We start from the raw sequence: 22,249 nt of genomic DNA, 5'->3' as shown, positions 1-22,249 counted from the left end.
AACATTTCATTTTTAGATTCGTAAAAAATTTTTTGTGATAATTTTAACAATCTGATACGAGCTATTTTAAAGATTGTAAAGCTAAATTTAATGCTTGATGCAATAATGCACGATCATGATAATGCAGTTCATCTACTGTAGCTAGTGGGCATTGAATGATAATACGGTCACTAAGATGGGTTGTAGCTGTGGTTGGACTAATAATTACTCCATCAATTACTTTTTCCAAGCTAATCGCTTTTTCCATCATTTGCACTTTCTGTGCTAATGTCATATTGGCTGCGGCTACATTAAACTCTCGACCTAAATTATCCAGATAAAACATTGGTGCACGACGTTGACGCAGTGCTTTTGTTAAGTCTTCTAGGAGAAGCAAAGGCATGAGACTAGTTAAAAAACTACCTGGACCAATGATAATCAGATCAGCATCCGCAATAGCCAAAAGTGCCTCATGTGTAGCTGTAACTGGTGCTGTTAATGTTAATCTTAAAGGTAACTCATTCAGCTGATCAATAGCTACCTCACCATATACTGTATCACCTGATGTTGCAATTGCCTTTAAGTCTACTGGTTGCTCTGACATGGGAATTAAACTAGCATTTACTTTTAGTAAACTGCGAATAAGATTAATAGCTTCAAGCGGTCTAACACTAAGATTATCTAACGCTTTTAGCATTAGATTACCTAAATTATGTCCCGATAACTCACCCTTTCCGCCAAATCGATATTCAAACATCGCCGAGGTAATACTTGGTTCAGTAATCAACTGATTAAGACAATTTCTGGTATCTCCCCAAGCAATACCTCCTTCAGATTTTCTTATACGTCCGGACGAACCACCATTATCAGTGGTTGTAACAATACCTGTCAATCGCGGTCCAAGAAAAGAGAGTGTGGACATAACTCGACCTAAACCGTGTCCTCCACCTAAAGCGACTACTTGGTTTAAATCAGCTAACGTTCGGCTGTGCACATATATCTCCTACATTTGATATGACAAAATATTTTTCATCTAAAGTAGTAAGGGGGTTATAGCGCTAAAAAAGAGAATTTCACAAAAAAACCGAACTAGACACATATTAACTATACATATTTTGAAAATAGACAGTGATTATAATTCTTAACATGGTAAAATTAATATAACGTTTTTCTTTATGCTCGATAACTAGATTACTGATTTTTGTGCTAAACCATTTTAATCTCAATAAAGTGTTAATTTTTTAGAGTGTTTTTGAAATTTTTTTGATATACGTACATGTATGCTGATTTTTTGAAAAAAATTTCAACCTACATTTTTTCTGACACACAAAAATGTACAGTAGAGGAGATTAATATCTCTTCTAATTTTCTAAATAGAATTTATTTAAAACGCTATCATGTTTCAATAATTGGTATGGTATATTCGACTCAATTTTTATCCTGCTTGACAGCAATAAAGAATATGCATTCTTCTTTTGAAGAACCCTTTTAGGAGGAGAGGTCAATTCTTAATAATTAAGGAAAAAATTTTAAAGCATGAATACTTCACAAGAGCTTTTACAAAAAAATGACTGCTACTTTTTTCTAAAAATAAAATCGAACTAATTATAACTGATTGCTAGTTAATAATTGCTCTTCAGAACAACGCAAAAAATAGTTGAAGATAAAAAAGAAGAAAAAATTCTTGTTTACTTAACGATAACAATTCCAACTTGAAATTTACTGAATTTATTAGCGTCTTCTTTGTTCTTCCATACGCTTAAATTCTTTCTATGCAAGATTTTTTGCATTTTTTATTTGTAATTAAAAATTGTATGTCGAATTTTAGTAAAAATTTAATCACTAAAGAAAACAATTAAAAAGATAAAATATCATAAAACAAAACTGGTTAGACTTAACCATAACCTTACTTTTTATAGATTTACAATCATCAGTTGTTTTTTAAAAAAATTATAATATTGTACATTGTCTTTTTAAATTAAAATAATTTATCGCTCTTTTCATTAAACAATGAATCATTGATTGATTAAAATTAAAATACTACCTTTTAATAGAAAAATTTTTTCTTGCCTTCATTCATTATTTTCAATAAATGTTGAATATGAAATGATTACGTTCCTTCTATTTATATAACTAGTCTGAATCAATAAAGAATTTACTTTTAGTTAAAATCATATTTTAACCCATGGTAGAATACACATCTTCTTAAATAAGAAACAAACAGATTTTTTTCAAAGATTTGTTGACGATCTTACAAAACTAATCTTAAGAAGAAGAAAATTGTTTCATAACGCACTTCATTTAAATAATGAATTACTATATAAAATATATTTAACTATGGTACAATATTAAATTAGATAATGTTAAATCACTTATATAATTTATTTTCTTAACTAAAAGGTATGATGATATGGTAATGGAACGCTTTCCTCACTCTCAGGGTCCGCTTGTATCACGCGTGAATAGTGTACTACAACCGTTTATGGCTCAGATCTACGGTTGGATGACTTGTGGATTGCTATTAACTGCCTTTGTCGCTTGGTATACAGCTCGCACTCCTGTTTTATTACAGTGTATTTTTACAAATCAGCTAGTTTTTTTTAGTTTAATTGTTGCTCAACTAGCGCTGGTGTTTATTATTTCAGGTATGGTTAGCCGTCTTAATGGCGCAATGGCAACATCGCTTTTTATGCTTCATTCTGGTTTGACAGGACTGACGCTTTCAAGTATTTTTATTGTTTATACTGCATCATCTGTGACAGGCACATTTGTTGTAGCTGCTGGTATGTTTGGAGTCATGACTTTATATGGCTATTTCACCAAACAAGATTTAAGCAGCTATAGTAATTTGCTTCTCATGGCTCTTGTTGGCATTATTTTTTCATCATTAATGAATGTTTGGCTAAAAAGCACCGTACTAATGTGGATAATGACCTATGTTGGTATAATCGTTTTCGTTGGTTTGACTGCTTATGATACTCAGAAATTAAAAAACATGGGTACTCAATTATCTTTAGATGAAAAAGATCAGTTTAGAAAATACTCTATCATTGGTGCTTTAACCTTATATTTGGATTTTATTAATCTATTTTTAATGTTACTGCGTATTTTTGGCAGTAACCGACGATAACTTCTATTTTGCAAATCCGATGGATCTCTTCTGCCACTTCTTCATTTGAGCCACATGAATAGGTGGCAGGCTTGAATTTAGTAAAATCACTATATAATAAACGTTCATTATTTTACTAACTAATTTGTACGAGCATTGCTAAATCTAAATTAGATATTAGTCAAATGCTTGAAAGAAGTGTACTTTATACTTACAGCTCTCTATCAGATAATCCCTTCATACACTTTTGGGTAATTAGAAATCAATATTTATTTTTGAGAGACGTTGTGAGGTTAAATTTAAAAAAGTCTTTTTGCAATTTCTAGGATATCTTTTCGAAAAGGTCGTTTCATATTTTCTATAGCGTCGATGATATTATGATGCACTAACTTCTCATCTTGTATTCCTACACAGTGACCGCCATAACCGTTTAAGAGCAGAGATATAGAGAATGCTCCCATGCGAGAGGCCAAAATGCGATCGTAAGCTATAGGACTGCCACCCCGCTGAATGTGTCCCAAAACGGTAGCACGGGTTTCACGTTCTGTCTCTTTTTCTATGTATTTTGCTAGCTTAACAACGTCGCAAATATGTTCAGTAATTGCAACAATGGCATGTTTTTTTCCTTTAGCAATACCTGCTTTGATTTCATAAACTAAGTCTTCTGATTTGAATTCAATTTCAGGAACCACGATAAATTCACATCCTCCAGCAATAGCAGCTGCCATAGTAAGATCACCACAGTGCCTTCCCATAACCTCTACGATGGAAATACGCTGGTGTGAAGTAGATGTGTCACGCAATCTATCGATTGCCTCAACAACGGTTCCTAGTGCGGTAAAATATCCAATGGCATAATCAGTTCCTGCTACATCATTATCAATGGTACCAGGAAGACCAATACAGGGAAATCCCATTTCTGTTAAATATTTAACTCCCATATAAGAACCATCTCCACCTATTACCATTAATGCACTTAAATTTCGTTTTAACATATTTTTAATTGCAATAGTCCTAACTTTTTCTTCTCTAAACTCTGGAAATCGTGCAGAGCCTAAAAAAGTACCACCTCGATTAATGATGTCTGACACACTATAACGATCTAACTTGATCATTCGATTTTGAAAAAGACCTAAATATCCATCAAATATCCCATAAACTTCTAATCCTTCATAAAGTGCGGATCGCACTACACCACGGATAGCTGCATTCATTCCTGGCGCATCCCCTCCGCTTGTTAACACGCCAATTTTTTTAGTCATAATTACCTCTATATGTAAAACGTAGAGTTTCTTTCGGTTGCAGTATATTTTGCTAATTTCTCTACTCGAGGCAAAAATTAGGGTCTGCAAAGAAACCTTAGTGTATTAATAGTTTTTTTTATTTTATAAGGCATACTTGATTATTTGATTATTTATTTTACTGTTTTAAACATTAAATTTCTTAAATAAGAATTACTTTTATTAATTCATTGTTTTAGTTAAAACTAACTATTTTACTTTGATTCAACATATTATTTTTAATATTTTGCCATACGGTAAGTGTTTTACATTTGCTTTAATTTGTAGTCTTTACAGAAGAAAAATTTTATGTTATGTTCCCTTTTCCAACTTGTAGTTTTCTTAATCATTTTTTTATAAACTGACGTAATATAAAATATTACGTCAGTTTTCAAGCGTATATCAGACTTTATTAAAAATATTAAAAATGCTATTTTGTCCTTTTATAATCTTACTATAGAAGTAACTTTTTACTGATAAAATCTATGCCAAAAAGTAAGATTATGAAGTAAATTTCGGAATGGAGTATTACCTGTTCAAAGAGCAGTGTACTTATAAGAAATATACCACTTCCTAAAAGAAAAGCATTATTTATCATGTAATTCAGATATAAGTACTATACCTTCTTTTTTGGAACATAGCTGAAAACAATAATTTTTTCATAAAGTGAAAATGTTTATTATGACTAATAGGTTCATATATTTCGAACATATCAAATTAAAATTTTTCTAAAAAAATTCATTTTTAGATTAAAACTGGTTTTATAAAAGGTTGTTAAGTATGGTAAACATCGGGATTTTTTGCGGCTCCTCTAGCGGAAGAAATCTAATTTACAGAGAAACCGCTATACGCGTTGGTCAAACATTAGCCGAAAAAGGAATAGGTATTATTTATGGAGGAGGAAAGGTTGGTCTTATGGGGGCTGTTGCTGATGCAGCCTTAAAAAGAGGAGGTCGCGTTATTGGTGTAATTCCGAGTTCATTGTTTGAACATGAAATCGCTCATGCTGGATTAACTTATTTACATGTAGTAACAAATATGCATGAACGTAAAATGAAAATAGCAGCAATGTCGGACGCGTTTATTACTATGCCAGGAGGCTCTGGAACTCTAGAAGAGATTTGTGAACAATGGACATGGGCGCAATTAGGATTGCACAAAAAACCTTGCGCATTTCTAAATATTAACGGATTTTACCATCCGCTAAAAAATATGATTCATCACATGGTTAAGGAAGGATTTTTAAGAAAAATCTACGAGGATATGCTTCTTTTTTCAGAAGATTTAGAAGAGATAACACAGTATTTTTTTAATTATGAAGTTCCAGCTACTAAATGGTTGGATTAAGAAAATAAAAAAGCTAGTTACACTCAATAGAATAAACTTGATTCATTTCATATCACACTTAGTTTAGACAGACCATTAACATAAAGCAATTACAGCAATTAAAATTAATAAAAACCGATAATTTTCTTTCTTGTGTATCTCTTTTCAAGAAATTTATTTAGATAATGAAACAGATTTTAAATTTCTAAAAATAGAGTATTGAATTAGGAAGATTGCACTAATTTAAAAAGAAGATAAAGCAACCATAAATTGAAAATTATTTATCAGAAAATCAATATCTAAATATCTTTTAGGTCTAAAAAGATAATTTTTTTTCATTTTTATTATTATCCTTACAATCAAGCAATCTTGCTATCGCTTGATGCGCGTTTTGATTGTGATAAAGCACTTTGTAAATTTGTTCGATAATGGGCATTTCTATTTTATAACGATTAGCCAATATTAATATTTCTTTAGCATTGGAATATCCTTCCACCAACCTTCCAATTTTTTTTTTCGCTTCTTCAGTAGTTGCTCCTTTTCCAATCAGTATACCAAAACGACGATTACGAGATTGATTTTCAGTACAAGTAAGTACTAAGTCTCCCAATCCTGCTATCCCCAAAAAAGTCTTTGATTTTGCTCCCATTACGGAGCCTAGTTGAGACATTTCTATCAGTCCCTGAGTAATTAAATTAGTACGGGCACTAGCACCAAACCCAATCCCATCAGAAATACCAGTACCAATAGCGACTACATTTTTCACTATTCCTCCTATTTGGACACCAGTAAGATCAACACTGTTATAAACACGAAAGTTATTTCGACAATGTAATATTTGATGTAAATCAATACCAAAAGTGACATCAGTAGATGCTAACACAACAGAAGTAGGTAACCCTATTGCTAATTCACATGCAAAAGTTGGTCCTGATAGAACCGCTAAAGGTATTTCTTTACCTAAAATTTCTCTTGCTACTTCCTGCAAAAGACGACCGGTTCCAGCTTCTAACCCTTTAGTAACCCATACAATACGAGCGTCCTTGCGCAAATATGGTTTGAGTTCAGTAAGCAAACATCCAAAGGCATGACTTGGCACTGCAATTAATATGTTTCGACTGACGGATAACGCTATTGGCAAAGATGACTCCAGTCGAAGAATCGGAGGAAACTGGATGTTAGGCAAAAACATTTGATTACATCGTGCCTTTTTCAGGGCATGCATATGAGAAGGGTTTCGTCCCCATAATAATACATCACGACCATTACTTGCTAGTATAATAGCTAGTGCAGTACCATACGCGCCGGCACCAACAATAGTCATTAAAGACTTAGTAAGCATTTTAAATTTCCTAAAATAATCGATTATATTTTTGGTTGTTACTTATCATTGTTTACAACTTATAAATATTTCATGGTAATTATCTAGTATCAGATCTTTTTGCATAAAAGCAATGCATGACGAAACAATTGAATAATAATGCATGTGCGAATTTAAAAATTAAGAGTATTTCGTAATAGAAGATTTAATGTTAAAGATTCATTTTTTCTGATTGCTAATGCTAAAAAATTCAGTTTTAGTATGTACTTTTATTTATTTTTTAGATTGTACGAACAATGCTAGAGTTATCTAGAGATAAAATTTAGAAAAATAGCACTATTTATTTATTCTCAAATATAATAAACAAATCGTTTTTTTAAAAAAATCTTTTTGAACAAAATTTATAATTTCTTTATTAACACTCATTGTTAATAACAAGTCATATTTTTTGCTTTGAACGAACTAGCGGCAAATTTTCTTTATTCCAACCAAATATACCTTCTTTAAGCAAAAAAACCCGTTCAAATCCAAAATTAACCAATTTTTTTGCTACACCGCAAGAAATAGTACCGTTAGTGCAGACAACTATTATTGGTTTACGTTTCGTCCTTATTAATTTGCCTAAATTTTCAATTTTAATTTCTTTCGAAGAAAGATTTAAACTATTAACAATATGTTTTTTACAAAAATCCTCACTATTTCGCAAATCGATAACTACGGCATCTTCTTTATTAATTAAATAAATAGCTTCAGAACATGTAATATTGATTACCTTAGAAAGGTAATTTCGAATTGCAATAAAAGCTACAGAAAAAAAAAGAAAAGCCCATGTAATAAAAAGTACGGGATGATTTTTAATGAATTGTAAAATTTCTTTCATGAAGTCAGAAGAAAAAGAGTCAAAGTTAAAACAAGTGTTAAAAAACCTTTGATTGTAATCTTTCTGAAGATAACCCAATTACTTCTTAAAAAGGTTTTTATTAAACGATAAATAAAAAAATTTGCAATTAATAAGGTAGGAAAATAATATTTTATTTAAATCAATTAAAACTAATCGAACTAATTTTTAGCTTAAAGTATTGAAAAAGTGCATAGTCAATATTAGTAATGATAACAATCGAAAGGTTTAATCAACTAAAAACATAGTTACATTTTTCCTTCCTTTAAGGAACTAATTAATCCAAACTTTAGATAGAGTTTATAAAAGTTAAGTATTTTGTCAAGATTATCGGGCACTAATGATTTAATTTTTTTCAAAAAAAAGAAGAGTAATGCGAGTACTTGTTGTTAAAATTTCTTCAATGGGTGATGTAATACATACACTGCCTGCATTAACTGACGCGATGTATGCAATGCCAGAAATTTGTTTTGATTGGGCAGTAGAGGAAGACTTCTCTCAAATTCCAACCTGGCATCCAGGGGTGCGTCAAGTGATACCTGTTGCCATTCGAAGATGGAAAAAAAATTGGTTTAGCTTAAATGTACGTCAGGAACGTTTTCATTTTAAGCAACGATTACAACATGAAGATTACGATATAATCATCGATGCACAAGGTTTAATAAAAACCGCGATACTTATTACGCGCATAGCGCGAGGAGAAAGTCATGGCTTAGACTACAAAAGTGCACGGGAGCCTTTTGCTAGCTTATTTTATCATCGCAAACATAGGATAGGAAAACAACAACATGCTGTTGAGCGAGTTCGCAAACTGTTTGCTGAAAGTTTAAATTATCCATTTTCTAGAAAGTTTGGAAACTATTCCATTTCTAATTATTTCCATTTTAGCTATAAAAAAAAACCTTATCTAGTTTTTTTACACTCAGCCAGTCAATCAAGGAAGCTTTGGCCAGAAGCTCACTGGAAAAAATTAATTTACTTGATTAACGATATTGGTTATCAGATTAGATTACCGTGGAAAACAAAAGAAGAATACTTTCGTTCCAAGCGATTTGCTAAAGAATCACCAAATATGATGGAAGTTCTTCCACCTCTAACATTAGAAGAATTAGCTGCACAATTAAAAGATGCGATAGCTATTGTATCGGTGGATACTGGTCTTAGTCATTTAGCTGCAGCACTTGATAAACCAAACTTAACATTATTTGGACCTACTGATTCAGTGCTTGTTGGCGGTTATGGACGTTATCAAAGCGTAATTCAAGCAAAAGATAAAAATATGGAAAGTATAACCGCAGAGTACGTTTGGAAACGATTACAGATTATGTTATTAAAACAATAAAAATGAATTTCTTTAGAAGAAGGTTTCATATTTATTGAATAATTAATTAAATTCTAACTCAGATAGAGTGCGTTACGGTTGATTTATGAGGACAACTTTTTTGAATTGCAGAAAAGTTTCAAGTTAGATAAACGCCAAACTATGAACAAAAATTAATAAAAATGTTGTTAATATAGTTTTTTGTAATTTAAACTAAAATTATTTGAAATATATCTATTGGATATAGCAGTATTCTCTTGATTTTTTTTAGAAAACTCTAGAGATCTTCTTTTATTTTCATCAACTTTTTGACAACGCTACTTGTCAACTTAATTAATGTAAATATTTACCATTGCTAATGCATTTTTCTAAATTATTTAAACTAATACCCATATTCTTCTTCTTTCTTAAGAAGAAAGATGCTTTTTATTATCAGCACTAGCCAGTCATAGTTTTGCCTAGTTTACAAAACTCCCCTAGTTTTTAAAATAAAAGTTCCTTGATTTTATCAAAAAGTATTCATTATTATGAATGAAACAATTTATCATCATAAATAGTTTTCTTCAAAAGAAGAAGATTCCAATTTTGCAAAAACTATATTACATGTTATTTATTTTTAGTTTGTTAATTAATTTAAGAAAAAACATTTATTATCAATAGTTTTTAAATTTTAATGTTTTTAAAACAGTTGGATTATAGGAGAATCATTTCACGAGGAATGATTAGTTATTAAGGTTCAAATTAATATCTCTTGAAATAATGTCTTTTATTATATTGATCTATTCAATCGAATTAATGATTCTTTTATTTTTTTAGTGAAAAATCCAAATTGCCATGCATAACTATTTTTAGTATTTAAAAATTTTTAGTAAAAATGTCAAAAAAAACTTTCTGCGAATTTTTCTAAATAAACCATTATACTCAATAAATATAAAAATGTTTTCAATTTTTTCTTTTTAAGAAATTTTTAACTGGAATGTTATTTCCATATTGAATAAGTAAAAAATTTTTAGTCCTAATCAATTTAGAGTTTTATGTAACAAAATAACTGAATTAAAGCGTGAATTCTAATCAGAAATTGAAGTTCTATTTAAATAGAACAAAAATAACTAGCATATTTTTAATTGTTGCTATTTTAGCAACTAATTATTAGATTCTTCTCAAGAGAGAAAAATTAGATATTTTTTTATTTAAAATTAAATAAATAAAAACTTAATGATTAGCATATAGATTTATTAATTTTGATTTACTTATTAATAATAATAGTTAGTTTGTTAGTTCAAAATTTGCAAGTTTATACAAAAACTAGCAGTTTATTATTTTTTAAATTTGATCTTTTAACTTTATTGTTAAAGTAAAGAATTTTTCTAAAATAGAATGATATATAGTGTAATAGTATATTTAATTCAACCTTTGATATGGGTACGACTTTTGTGGAAAAGTAGGAAAGCACCTATTTACCGACAAAGATGGAATGAACGTTACGGTTTTTGTTATGGAAAGGTTGGCCGTGGAGGTATTGTTCTACATTCTGTTTCGGTTGGTGAAACAATGGCAGCTGTCCCCTTAATTTTTATGCTTCGTCGTTATTATCCGTTTCTTTCTATCACTGTTACTACAATGACACCTTCTGGTTCAGAAAGAGTCCAGAAAATCTTCGGCAAAGACATATATCATGTATATCTTCCTTATGATCTCCCTGGTTCAATGAAACGCTTTCTTGATCAGACAAACCCAAAACTAGTAATCATTATGGAAACAGAACTATGGCCGAACCTTATTAAAATTTTACATTCTCGAAAAGTTCCATTAATAATTGCTAACGCTCGCCTATCTATTCGTTCTTTCAATCGATACAAAAAATTTAGAAACTTTATCTCCGATATTATGCGATGTATTACATTTGTCGCAGCTCAAAGTAAAGAAGATGGACTGCGTTTTCTTCAATTAGGTCTTCAAAAAAACCAATTAGTTATTAGCGGAAACTTAAAATTTGATATTTCAGTTAATTCTTCTTTAATGATTAAATCTCTTATTCTACGTAAAAAATGGGCTTCGCATAGATTAGTATGGATTGCTACAAATACTCATGATGGTGAAGAAATTATATTATTGCAAGCATATCGCAAGTTACTAACTAAGTTTCCTAATTTATTGTTAATTTTGGCTCCAAGACATCCGGAACGTTTTTCGAAAGTATTAAAAATAATAATAAAGGCTAAATTTAATTATATCTTACGCAGTAGTGGAAAAACTCCATCCAGTACCACACAAGTTGTAATGGTGGACACTATGGGAGAATTAATATTGCTATATGGTACTGCTGATTTAGCATTTATTGGTGGTACTTTAGTTAAACACGGAGGACATAACCCGCTAGAAGCGGCCCTACATGCTATTCCGATCCTTATGGGGCCTCATACTTTAAACTTTCACGATATTTGCAGAAAACTAAATAAATCCGGAGGTTTAATTACTATTACTAATGTAATCTCCTTAATTAGCTCAGTTTCCGCTTTGCTAACAGATAAAAATTATCGTTTACATCGTGGATATCACGCAGCAAAGGTGCTTCACCAAAATAAAGGCGCATCAAACCACCTCTTAAACTTATTAAAACCTCATTTACTATAGTTAAAACTTATTGACTTATTTTCCCTATAGTATTCATTAAGTCAAGACTTCTTATTTTAAGAACGATGAAATTAGTTTTCTAAAATTTTTAGACTAAATTTCCATGTACGTATATGTATTTTTAACCAACTGAAATTAATAATTTTTACTCATTCTCAGTAGAGAGAATGTTAATTTCTTAAAAAGAACACTTTTTTTAAATTAAAATTTAAAGTTCTCAAATTCTCTATATTAGAGCTTTAATTTAGAACTTTTTAAAAGATCATTTAACTTTAGTTTCTTTATATATTACATGCTGACGAATTTTCGGATCAAACTTTTTAAGTTGCATTTTTGATGCACTATTACGTTTGTTTTTTGTAGTAGTATAAAAGTGACCGGTACCAGCAGAGGAAATAAGTTTCACTATTTCACGAACATTTTTTGCCATACTTTTTTCTCAAACTTTTTTATTATTACTATGTTTGTTTCTTTTTGAAATAAGATTATCGAAAACTGTTTCGATACCTTTTTTATCAATTATACGAATACCTTTAGCAGATACACGTAGTTTAACAAAACGGTTTTTATTATCAATCCAAAAGCGATGATAATGTAAATTAGGCAGAAACCGACGCTTTGTTGCATTCATTGCATGTGAACGGTTGTTACCACTAACTGGACGCTTTCCGGTAATTTGGCAAATTTTGGACATGTTCAAACTTTAATTCTAGTGTATTTGGATTTCTTTAATTTTATAAAAAAACAGTTTTTAATCTAAAAAGTTTTCGAAATTTAATGTCTTCTTTTTCAAGTAAATTTTTCTAAAACTAGAATAGATCTACAACATATTATTACTTTTTTTGCAATGGAAAACAATTGATCTTCTTTAAAAGATTATTTCATATATCAAAACGTAAAAACGAGATAGCTGTACAAAACAAGTAAAAAGCACTTTATTACCATATTTTTATTTATTGAATGCTATCTTCTTCTTAAGAAGAAGATATTATAAAATTATTCACTACCTTTAACTATTATCAGTATCGTCCAAAAATTTTTTGAAAAGTACTCATAATTATTTTAATATTCATTAGTTAATTATGATTATAACGGAAAATATTCTAAATAACTTTATTATTTTCAGTAATTAATTTTTTTTGAAAAAAAGGTTTGCTAATGCTATAAAAATCAATTTAGCAACCAACATAAAAAATTATAAATTAATTTAATGCATTTTATAAAAAAAGTTTCTCTATCTAAACTAGTAAAAACTATATTTATTTTTAATAAGTCGAAAAATTTTGCTTTATAAGAAGGACAAACAAACAAAAATCATTTTCATTAATTAAAAATTGACTCTGCTGAAGATTTAATTATTTATTATGATGCAAAAAATAAATATCCAGATTTTGGATTATCGTATTGGTAATCAGTTCCCATTCCCAACTTACATTACTGAAGGGTCTGCTGGATTAGATTTACGTGCTTGCATTGACGATCATATTCTCTTGGCATCAGGAAAAACTTGTTTAATTTCGACAGGAATAGCCATCCATATTGATAATGTAAGTTTAGCAGCAATACTTTTACCGCGCTCTGGCTTAGGTCACAAATATGGTATTGTACTTAGTAATTCACTTGGACTGATTGACTCGGATTATCAAGGGCCATTAATTATTCCTATATGGAATAGAAGTTCTAAACTTTATATCATAGAACCCGGTGAGCGCATTGCACAAATGATCTTTGTTCCTATTGTACAAGTAGAATTTAATTTAGTAAAAATTTTTCGTAAAAGTAAACGTAATAAAGGAGGATTTGGTCATTCTGGACATCAATAACTTTAGATAACGTTGCTTTAATTAACAAGCAACATTATGATTAACAATAAAAAAATACATAATATTGAGGTTATATGTGAAATTATTTTTTTTGAATTAAAAATAATACAATCTAGATATTATGTCTAAACATAATAGTTATTACGTATGAATACAACTAATAAAAAATCTAAGTTTTAAACTTTTTTTAAATAGCCTTTTATACAGATAATTAATAAAAAAATTAACTATATTCATTTAATTGTTTTGTTAAAAAATCATCCTTATTAAGGATTAAAAATATGTTACACTGTTCGATTATTGAAGCGGACAATTTTTATCTATACATGCAATATATCGACTATGGTTATAAATAATCAATAACTATATTTCAATAGTTTACATTTTAGATGTAATGTTACAGTAACGAAAAATCAATATAACAGGCTAAATGTTTTTTTTCTGCGGAATCTAACCAAGGAATTACTCCTAGTAATGGGGCATTTATTTTATCCTGTAATGTTGCAATGTAGTCTTTACAATAATGCATCATCGGCTTAAGGTTATTAGCAATCCATCCTACTAATAGTAAATGTGCTTGTTGAATTGCTAATGCAGTAAGCAATGCATGGTTGATACAACCGAGCTTTATTCCAACTACCATAATTACTGGGAGTTGCTCAGAGAGTACCCAATCGGCATAAGTAAATTTTACTCCTAATGGAGTAAACCAGCCGCCTGCACCCTCGATTATGATCCAATCTGCACTATTTTCTAGTTTTCGTAGTCCAGAAGATAATGTTGTTTTTTCAATAACGCGTCCTGTGTATCGACTTGCAACATGCGGAGAGGTCGGCATAATAAAAGCAAAAGGATTAATCTGATGATAATTAATTGCTACATTTCCGCTAGACATTAACGCTAATGCGTCGTGACTTACTGTTCCGTATTGAGTTAAACTACATCCTGATGCTACAGGTTTATAACCTACAGCACGGTGACCACGCTTAACCGCAGACTGCAACAAAGCGCAAGCTGCCACAGTTTTACCAATATTAGTATCGGTGCCTGTTATAAAGAAACGTTTAACCAAAATAAATTTTGCTACTTATCACGATAAATTACTCCGTAAACAACATAATAACTCATTAAACGAAGATCGACTGACTGGTTTTGCCAAATTGTTTCCAAAGCTTGCAAATGACTTCGAGTAGTAAGTCCAGGATTCCGACCTGCATGAAGATAACTAGCTCCTACTCCTTTAATACCTCGTAACAGATCTGTTATCTTTTCATAATGCAAAATGTGTAATTCGGTTACTATTCGATGACGATATGGGATTATCGCCTTAACAATAACGTTATGTGGTAAAAACTGATTTATGTGTATTCTGTTGTCTACTTTTTTCCAAATATGTGCTAATTCTTTCAATGAACCCTGTGCTAAAGTAGAAAAAGCTAAAATGCCGTCCTGTCGCAATACACGGTACATTTCTGCTAATGCATTCGGTAAATTATTGCACCATTGCACTGCTAAATTACTATAAATAACGTCAACTGACGCCGTTGCTAGCGGTAATTGTTCAATATCTCCTATTATATAAGCCTTCGCAGCTTTTCGTCTTTGAGCGATATCCAACATAGCACCTGCTAAATCAAGACTAATTACCTTATTTCCTTGATTCTTCCAGAATTGACTAAAACATCCGGTTCCGCAACCTGCATCAAGAACCCATTTTCCTTTAATTGTTCCTACCAAATCACAAAGCTTTTTCCCACAAGTCCGCTGAAAAGAAGAATAACGATCATATTGCGACGCAGCACGACTAAAACAAAGGGCGATACCGGATTTATGATCGTCAATTGACATATGTTAAGTTAACCCTTTCGTTCATTAGACAATGCTTCTAACAACATATTGATATCTTCAGCTAGATGGGTTGCAGTAAGCGTAATACGAAGCTGTGCATTACCTGGCGGAACAGTAGGTGGACGCATCGCTGTTAACCATATACCTCGCTCACGTAAACGATGTGCTAATTGCAACGTACGTAAATTATCACCAATTATCAGTGGTTGTATAGCGGTTTTTGAAGAGGAAAGCATAAATCCGTAATTTTCAATACCTTTTCGAAAGTATGCAATATTTTCTAAAAGGCGTTGACGTAAAGAATCTTCATGTCGTACGATGTTTAAAGCAACATGAATAGCTGCTATTTGTGCAGGGGGCAACGCCGTACTGTAAATTAAATGACGTGCAAATTGCAATAAATATTCAGCCACTTGTTCAGTACATAAAACAGCTGCACCACTAACTCCTACCGCTTTTCCAAAAGAAACAACCAAGAGATCTGGCTGATTTTTTTTCTCCCAAGAGCAACCGCGTCCCTCTTCACCAATAACTCCTATACCATGAGCATCATCTAACATTAACCAACTACCAGTACCACATATAACTTTTTTTAATTCTTCTAATGGTGCCACATCGCCGTTCATACTAAATACCCCTTCTGTTACAATAAGACGATTCCCATTGCAACTACGATGCAACAAACGTTTCAGAGAATTTGGATTATTATGTGCAAATCGCAATAACGTTGCTGGAGAGTATATGGCTGCTTCTAATAATGAAGCATGGCTCAAACGATCCGCTAAAATATGATCGCCGGAAGCTACTAATGTTCTAATTAAAGAGTAATTAGCAGCAAAACCAGAAGTAAAAAGCAATGCACGAGGAAAGCCTAACCAATTAGCTAACCATTTTTCTAATTGTTGATGATGTGAACTGTATCCAATTACATGGCCAGATCCTCCTGCTCCAACTCCTTCAAGTGAAGCATAATCCTGCCAAGCTTTGATCACTTTAGGATGATAAGCTAAACCTAGATAATCGTTACTAGAAAAATTTATATAACATCTATTTTCGTATTGAATAAGTCGATTATTTCCACCCTTCACTGGTACGCGTTCACGATAAGACCATGTACAACGTCGCTGTGTTAATGCATTGTTAATACGCGATTCCCATCCAACAGAGTTTCTTATTTCAAGAGGCTGCATTGTAATATTGTGGTGTATCTTCTGTAAGAAATTTTTTATTTATCTGTTCTTCATCATCATGAGTCGTAATACGACGACGCATGACTTTAATATCTAGTTTGCGAAAAAGCGCTTGGTCTATTTCCTCTTTTGGATTAGAAGTTGTAAGAAGTTTACAGCCATAAAATACAGAGTTGGCTCCAGCCATGAAACACAATGCTTGGGTTTGTTCATTCATATATTCTCGTCCAGCAGATAAACGTACATATGAATATGGCATCATAATACGTGCTACAGCGATAGTGCGAATAAATTCAAATGGATCCACATCGTTGTTATCAGCTAGAGGCGTTCCTTTTATCTTAACTAACATATTGATTGGTACACTTTCTGGTGGCGTTGGCAAATTAGCTAACTGAACAATAAGATTTGCACGATCACGAACTTTCTCTCCTAAGCCAATTATTCCTCCGGAACATACTTTAATGCCAGCTTTTCGCACTTCTTTTAAAGTTTCAAGTCGATCTTGGTAACTACGAGTTGTAATAACGCTTGAATAAAACTCTGGTGAAGTGTCCAAATTATGGTTATAAAAATCCAGTCCTGCATCTGCTAACCGTTGAGCTTGTTTTGCGCTGAGTTTGCCAAGCGTCATACAAGTTTCAAGTCCCATTTCTTTAACGCCACTAATCATTTTTTCTAATAGCGGCATATCGCGATCAAGTGGACGCCCCCAAGCTGCTCCCATGCAGAATCGTGTTGAGCCAGCCTCTTTGGCTTTTCGAGCAGCATCAAGAACTCTTCTTACCTGCATTAAACGTTCATTTTCTATGTTAGTAGTATATCGAATACTTTGTGAACAATATTTGCAATCTTCAGGACAAGCGCCTGTTTTAATAGACAGCAACGTGCTAACTTGTACCTCGCCTGGTATAAAATACTGACGATGTACTTGCTGCGCTTCAAATAACAACTCAAAAAAAGGTTTATTAAATAGATTTTCTGCTTGTGATAGTGTCCAGCGTTGAGATGTTGACATGTTAATCCGTCCAAAGTATGGTTTTAAACACTTTCAGTATACTACAGGTAAGTATTAAAATGTCAACGAAGCTATTAAAATTTGATTTGTTAGTAAGGAGGAAATTTAATGATACAAGTCGATGACCTTTCCTTTGATCAGCGTCATATTTGGCATCCTTATACTTCTATGACTAAACCTCTTCCAACTTACTGGGTAACCTCTGCTGATCGTTGTGAATTAATCCTTAAGGATGGTCGTCGCTTAGTAGATGGAATGTCCTCTTGGTGGGCAGCTGTTCATGGATATAATCATCCTGTAATTAATCAAGCAATGAACGAACAAATTGCTCGTATGCCACATGTGATGTTTGGTGGTATTACTCATTCGCCTGCAGTAGCTTTGTGTCGTCGATTAATTTCTTTAACTCCAGAAGGTTTGGATTGTGTTTTTTTAGCGGACTCTGGCTCTGTAGCAGTAGAGGTAGCAATAAAAATGGCCCTACAATATTGGCAAGGCCGTAAAGAACCTCGATATGAATTTTTAGCATTACGAAAAGGATATCATGGCGATACTTTTGGTGCAATGTCGATATGTGATCCTTACAGTTCTATGCATAGATTGTACCGTGGCTATTTGGCACCACATAAATTTATTGAACCTCCTAAATGTCGTTTTGATGATGTTTGGAATGAGGAAGATGGTGTTCCGTTAATCGCACTATTAGAAGCTTATCATTACAAATTAGCAGCAATAGTTTTGGAACCAATTGTGCAAGGAACAGGTGGAATGAGATTCTACCATCCCGAATATTTGCGCTTAGCTCGAGATTTATCTAACAAGTATGGAATACTATTAATTGCTGATGAAATTGCTACAGGGTTTGGTCGAACCGGTGAATGGTTTGGATGCAATCATGCCGGCATTTCCCCAGATATTCTTTGTGTTGGAAAAGCTTTAACTGGCGGTGTTTTGACACTTTCAGCGACACTAACATGTCGCCACGTAGCAGATACCATAAGTAATAGTGATGCTGGCTGTTTTATGCACGGTCCTACATTTATGGCTAATCCATTAGCTTGTGCTGCTGCTAATGCCAGCATCTCATTACTAGAAGATGAACAATGGAAATCCTGCGTGGCAGCAATTGCGAATCAGCTTAAATCTGGATTATTACCATTAATTAATCATCCAAGAGTAATTGATGTACGAGTTCTGGGTGCTATAGGAGTAGTAGAAACAACACACCCAGTGAATATGGCAACGTTACAGCGCTGGTTTGTTGATCATGGTGTCTGGATTCGTCCTTTTGGTAGGTTAATTTATTTGATGCCTCCTTATATTATTTCGTCATCAGAGCTTACTAAGCTTATTGAAGCAATTGTTGAGTGTCTAGATTTGCCGTCACATTTTCTTTTATAAATTAACATTTTACGTACAAAGCATTTGCATTTTTAATGCAATTAAAATTACATAAGGCTGTCTTATTTAGGAAGTTAGAAAATTGTTATCGAAGCATAACTAGAGTTTCAGATAGTAATTGGTGCGTTTTTACTAAAAGTAAGGATAATGATACTCTCCAGTTTATAAGAAAAAATTTAGGTAATTATTAACTTACTAAAGTTGAGAAATTTTTCTTTAAAAGAAAAATATTCGTTATACGAATCTACCATAAATTTTTTGAATTTATAAAATTTCCAGAATGTTTGGAAACTTTTTTATAGTTGTTATTCTAAATTATGGAAACTATTTAGTTGTAATAGAAAAAATTTTATTATATGATTCCCAATGTAGGGTATTTTATTAATTTCTTAAAAAGAAAATTACGTTGAATGTTTCTTATTTCTTTCCAAAAGAAAAGATCTAGTAGTAGATAGCATTGATTTATTTTTTTTACTATTCTTAATTTTTTATTTTTTAAGTTGCAAGGTAGTACTTGTTTTAGTGTTTTTTTTACTAACAATTTTACAGTTGAAAAGAGTTGTTACATTCGTTACTTAATGAGCCTTATCGTATAGATAAATTTTATTCTCATGGAGAATGGTTCATGAACATCTATCAAAGCTCTAAAATAGATAACCAAGATGGCCCTTTTCCAACTTTATAGCGAGATAAAAAGGATAAAGATCCCGATCTATTATTAATAGAATAAACCGCAATATAATTTGATTTTTGTCCTGCAGTTATCAAAAAACGTCCTTGCGAATCTATGTTGAAACTACGGGGCTGCGTTTCAGTATTGTGATACCCTAAAAAAGTTAAATTTTCGCCGTTTTTGGAAACTAAAAATCTGCTGAGAATATTAGCTGTACGATCACAACAATAAATCCAATGATTATCTGGGGTGATATGAATGTCCGACGCCCAACGATTACCTTCAAAATTAAAAGGCATCATATCAAGAGTTTGAACAATATGTGGCGGTCTCGTAGACTTGAAATTTGTAGAAATTACATCAACAGTACCACTAAATTCATTGATCACATAGGCATAGTTACCATTTTTATGAAAAACCATATGGCGAGGTCCCGAACCAATTTTGACAGATAACGCTTCTAATTTATGTGGGGTTAGACTGTTAAATTTATCAATGGTATAAATCCTTATTCGGTCTTCTTTTAAGCATGGGACCCAAACCGTATGATTAATAGTATTAATATTTACAGAATGACAACGATTTAAATTATTTAAAATCTGAAATGGAGGGCTAATAATTCCTTTCATATCAATTGAACTTACTGTAAGACAATTCCCATGATAAGAAACGCTGAATAACGTGTTTTCGCAGCAATCAATTGTCAAGTAGCTTGGATAAGCAGGTAACGGTGTTGTGTTATATTCAGTTAGTAATCCTCTTTCGTCAATACAATAACTAACTATCCCAGAGATTGGCCGAACGCCAACATAAAGATAAGTTCCCGCTGGGTGGATTAAAATTGGCTGTCCATTTCCAGGCGTACTTACTACTTGCAATAATTCTAGAGCGCCGCGGCTATTCATTTCCCAAACATATATTTGCTGACTATCTGAACTAACAACATAAATTATTTGTTTCATGCGCCTTCCTGTTCGACTTAACTTTTTTGATTTTTAAAAAAGTAAGTACTAACCTGTTCCATTATGCCAATTAAATATGTTCTACAGTTTTTTATTAAGAATTTTAGAATATATTTTGAAATGCCAGTCCCCAATAATTTTTTAATTAGTTCAAATTTTTTGCGCGTTTGTTGTTTAATTTTCTAAATTTGACTCTAATATCCGTATTTATGAATTATTTGAAAGTTACTAATAATCACAACTGTTAATCTCGAAAAAATTATTTTTGTTTTTTTTGTTTAGAAATAATACCAAGATTCTTCCAAATGTCGCTTTAGAAAGTTAATCTATAACTTTAGATATATTAGGAAACAATAAACTAAATGTAATTAGATCTTTTTTATGAGATTTCTGTTTTTTTTGGACTCTACTTTATGGGATAAAGTTTATAACCAGTTTAATAGTTTAGTGATTTAAACAGATATCAATATTTATAATAGGCATATGTTCAGCATGTATAATTTCTTTAAATTTTGGAAATTTTTTTAGTTTAACTTGTTAATACTTTTGATAAATTAATCAGAACACTTGTTTTGACAAACGACGAGTAATTTAAAAAATTTTTATTAAAAATAGTGGTTTTTATGATGCTTGTAATTTTTAGAAACTAAGCTAGTTTAAATGCATCTCCATACTTATCTGTTTGACCCAACTATCGACTCGTTTAGCAGTTAATTCTGGTTGTCTATCCTCATCAATAGCAAGACCGACAAAATGATTATCATCGACAAGTCCTTTGGAACCTTCAAAGTAATAGCCAGAAACAGGCCATCGGCCAACCAGCATGGCTCCATTTGAGACTACAATTTCTCGTAATATACCCATTGCATCACAGAAATATTCAGCATAATCTTCTTGATCACCGCATCCAAACAATGCAACAGTTTTTTCACTAAAATCAATTTTTTCTAAAGTAGGAAAAAAATCTTCCCAGTCACACTGGGCTTCTCCATAGTACCAAGTCGGAATCCCAAATAGCAGGCGATCATATTGTTCTAAATCTTCTTTATTGCTTTCGCTGATATTAAAAATGTCAGCAACATCAGTACCCAATTGCATTTGAATTATTTTGGCAATGTTCTCAGTATTACCTGTATCACTACCAAAAAAAATGCCTATAATAGACATAGACTTTTTTGCCTCAAAAATAGTACATATATTTTTATCAGAATATCTGTTATGATAGTAATTGTTAGTATCGGTTGTCAATCGCTTACTTAGAAAGAAGTATAGCATCATCTTCACATAAAATCTTTTTTTTACAGAAAAAAATCGACTAGATTCTTTCAAGCGTTAATTTTTACTATTTAAATGTTTTATTTATCAAATAAATTAGAAGAATTAAAGCTTTGCGTAAAAATTCAAAGGAAAAACATGTAGAATAAACGGGAATTTGTTTTCTTTCTAAAAGGGAATAATGTATTTAG

Annotated in this window: 18 protein-coding genes; 6 read left to right on the top strand and 12 right to left on the bottom strand. The window is 31.7% G+C overall.

Features of this window, described 5'->3' with window-relative positions:
• Positions 1-61: 61 nt before the first annotated feature.
• On the bottom strand, positions 62-973 hold the full coding sequence (gene yvcK, locus JK145_RS01510) for a uridine diphosphate-N-acetylglucosamine-binding protein YvcK (protein ID WP_220665092.1): 912 nt from the start codon (positions 971-973) through the stop codon (positions 62-64).
• A gap of 1,422 nt (positions 974-2,395) precedes the next feature.
• Here yvcK and JK145_RS01505 point away from each other — a divergent pair.
• Positions 2,396-3,109, top strand: a complete 714-nt coding sequence (locus JK145_RS01505) for a Bax inhibitor-1/YccA family protein (protein ID WP_220665256.1) — start codon at positions 2,396-2,398, stop codon at positions 3,107-3,109.
• A 278-nt stretch (positions 3,110-3,387) separates the two neighbouring features.
• On the opposite strand, the gene pfkA is transcribed toward JK145_RS01505, so the two are convergent.
• The gene (gene pfkA, locus JK145_RS01500; protein ID WP_220665091.1) at positions 3,388-4,350 is read right to left on the bottom strand and encodes a 6-phosphofructokinase; all 963 of its coding nucleotides are present in this window, start codon (positions 4,348-4,350) and stop codon (positions 3,388-3,390) included.
• Between the two features lie 798 nt (positions 4,351-5,148).
• On the opposite strand from pfkA, the gene JK145_RS01495 reads away from it, so the two are divergent.
• Positions 5,149-5,715 carry a TIGR00730 family Rossman fold protein gene (locus JK145_RS01495; protein ID WP_220665090.1) on the top strand — a complete coding sequence of 189 codons (567 nt, stop codon included), beginning with the start codon at positions 5,149-5,151 and terminating at the stop codon, positions 5,713-5,715.
• A gap of 295 nt (positions 5,716-6,010) precedes the next feature.
• Here the strand turns inward: JK145_RS01495 and gpsA are convergent, their stop codons facing one another.
• Positions 6,011-7,036 (bottom strand): NAD(P)H-dependent glycerol-3-phosphate dehydrogenase, encoded by a 1,026-nt coding sequence (gpsA, locus tag JK145_RS01490; RefSeq protein ID WP_220665089.1) that lies wholly within the window; start codon positions 7,034-7,036, stop codon positions 6,011-6,013.
• A gap of 418 nt (positions 7,037-7,454) precedes the next feature.
• Complete coding sequence (locus JK145_RS01485) at positions 7,455-7,895, bottom strand: rhodanese-like domain-containing protein (RefSeq protein WP_220665088.1); 441 nt, start codon at positions 7,893-7,895, stop codon at positions 7,455-7,457.
• A gap of 391 nt (positions 7,896-8,286) precedes the next feature.
• On the opposite strand from JK145_RS01485, the gene rfaC reads away from it, so the two are divergent.
• Together rfaC and waaA are read left to right on the top strand one after the other, a co-directional pair.
• The gene (rfaC, locus tag JK145_RS01480; protein ID WP_220665087.1) at positions 8,287-9,255 is read left to right on the top strand and encodes a lipopolysaccharide heptosyltransferase RfaC; all 969 of its coding nucleotides are present in this window, start codon (positions 8,287-8,289) and stop codon (positions 9,253-9,255) included.
• A 1,356-nt stretch (positions 9,256-10,611) separates the two neighbouring features.
• A complete protein-coding gene (gene waaA, locus JK145_RS01475) occupies positions 10,612-11,868 on the top strand; it encodes a lipid IV(A) 3-deoxy-D-manno-octulosonic acid transferase (protein WP_220665086.1) in 1,257 nt (418 codons plus the stop codon).
• A 262-nt stretch (positions 11,869-12,130) separates the two neighbouring features.
• On the opposite strand, the gene rpmG is transcribed toward waaA, so the two are convergent.
• Entirely contained in the window at positions 12,131-12,298 is a 168-nt protein-coding gene (rpmG, locus tag JK145_RS01470) for a 50S ribosomal protein L33 (RefSeq protein WP_220665085.1), read from the bottom strand.
• Between the two features lie 9 nt (positions 12,299-12,307).
• Positions 12,308-12,562, bottom strand: a complete 255-nt coding sequence (gene rpmB / locus JK145_RS01465; RefSeq protein ID WP_220665084.1) for a 50S ribosomal protein L28 — start codon at positions 12,560-12,562, stop codon at positions 12,308-12,310.
• Between the two features lie 670 nt (positions 12,563-13,232).
• Here rpmB and dut point away from each other — a divergent pair.
• Positions 13,233-13,691, top strand: coding sequence for a dUTP diphosphatase (gene dut / locus JK145_RS01460; protein ID WP_220665083.1), 459 nt, complete (start codon positions 13,233-13,235; stop codon positions 13,689-13,691).
• Positions 13,692-14,088: 397 nt separating this feature from the next.
• Here the strand turns inward: dut and bioD are convergent, their stop codons facing one another.
• Genes bioD through bioB form a run of 4 tightly spaced genes read right to left on the bottom strand, consistent with a single transcriptional unit; the run spans position 14,089 to position 17,747 of the window.
• Complete coding sequence (gene bioD, locus JK145_RS01455) at positions 14,089-14,763, bottom strand: dethiobiotin synthase (protein ID WP_220665082.1); 675 nt, start codon at positions 14,761-14,763, stop codon at positions 14,089-14,091.
• Positions 14,764-14,774: 11 nt separating this feature from the next.
• Entirely contained in the window at positions 14,775-15,539 is a 765-nt protein-coding gene (gene bioC / locus JK145_RS01450; protein WP_220665081.1) for a malonyl-ACP O-methyltransferase BioC, read from the bottom strand.
• An 8-nt stretch (positions 15,540-15,547) separates the two neighbouring features.
• A complete protein-coding gene (gene bioF, locus JK145_RS01445; protein WP_220665080.1) occupies positions 15,548-16,729 on the bottom strand; it encodes an 8-amino-7-oxononanoate synthase in 1,182 nt (393 codons plus the stop codon).
• Positions 16,716-17,747: a biotin synthase BioB gene (gene bioB, locus JK145_RS01440; RefSeq protein WP_220665079.1), complete on the bottom strand. Its 1,032-nt coding sequence runs from the start codon at positions 17,745-17,747 to the stop codon at positions 16,716-16,718. Before bioB ends, bioF begins: the two co-directional genes overlap by 14 nt.
• 111 nt (positions 17,748-17,858) lie before the next feature.
• On the opposite strand from bioB, the gene bioA reads away from it, so the two are divergent.
• Positions 17,859-19,148: an adenosylmethionine--8-amino-7-oxononanoate transaminase gene (bioA, locus tag JK145_RS01435; RefSeq protein WP_220665255.1), complete on the top strand. Its 1,290-nt coding sequence runs from the start codon at positions 17,859-17,861 to the stop codon at positions 19,146-19,148.
• Positions 19,149-19,784: 636 nt separating this feature from the next.
• Here the strand turns inward: bioA and pgl are convergent.
• Complete coding sequence (gene pgl / locus JK145_RS01430) at positions 19,785-20,783, bottom strand: 6-phosphogluconolactonase (RefSeq protein ID WP_220665078.1); 999 nt, start codon at positions 20,781-20,783, stop codon at positions 19,785-19,787.
• 651 nt (positions 20,784-21,434) lie between these two features.
• Complete coding sequence (gene fldA, locus JK145_RS01425) at positions 21,435-21,950, bottom strand: flavodoxin FldA (protein WP_220665077.1); 516 nt, start codon at positions 21,948-21,950, stop codon at positions 21,435-21,437.
• Between the last annotated feature and the right edge of the window lie 299 nt (positions 21,951-22,249).

The sequence above is a fragment of the Sodalis sp. CWE genome, from assembly GCF_019646055.1.
In the GTDB taxonomy this organism is placed as follows: domain Bacteria; phylum Pseudomonadota; class Gammaproteobacteria; order Enterobacterales; family Enterobacteriaceae; genus CWE.
Note: the sequence above shows the minus strand (reverse complement) of the source record. Positions and strands in the feature narration are given on the sequence as shown.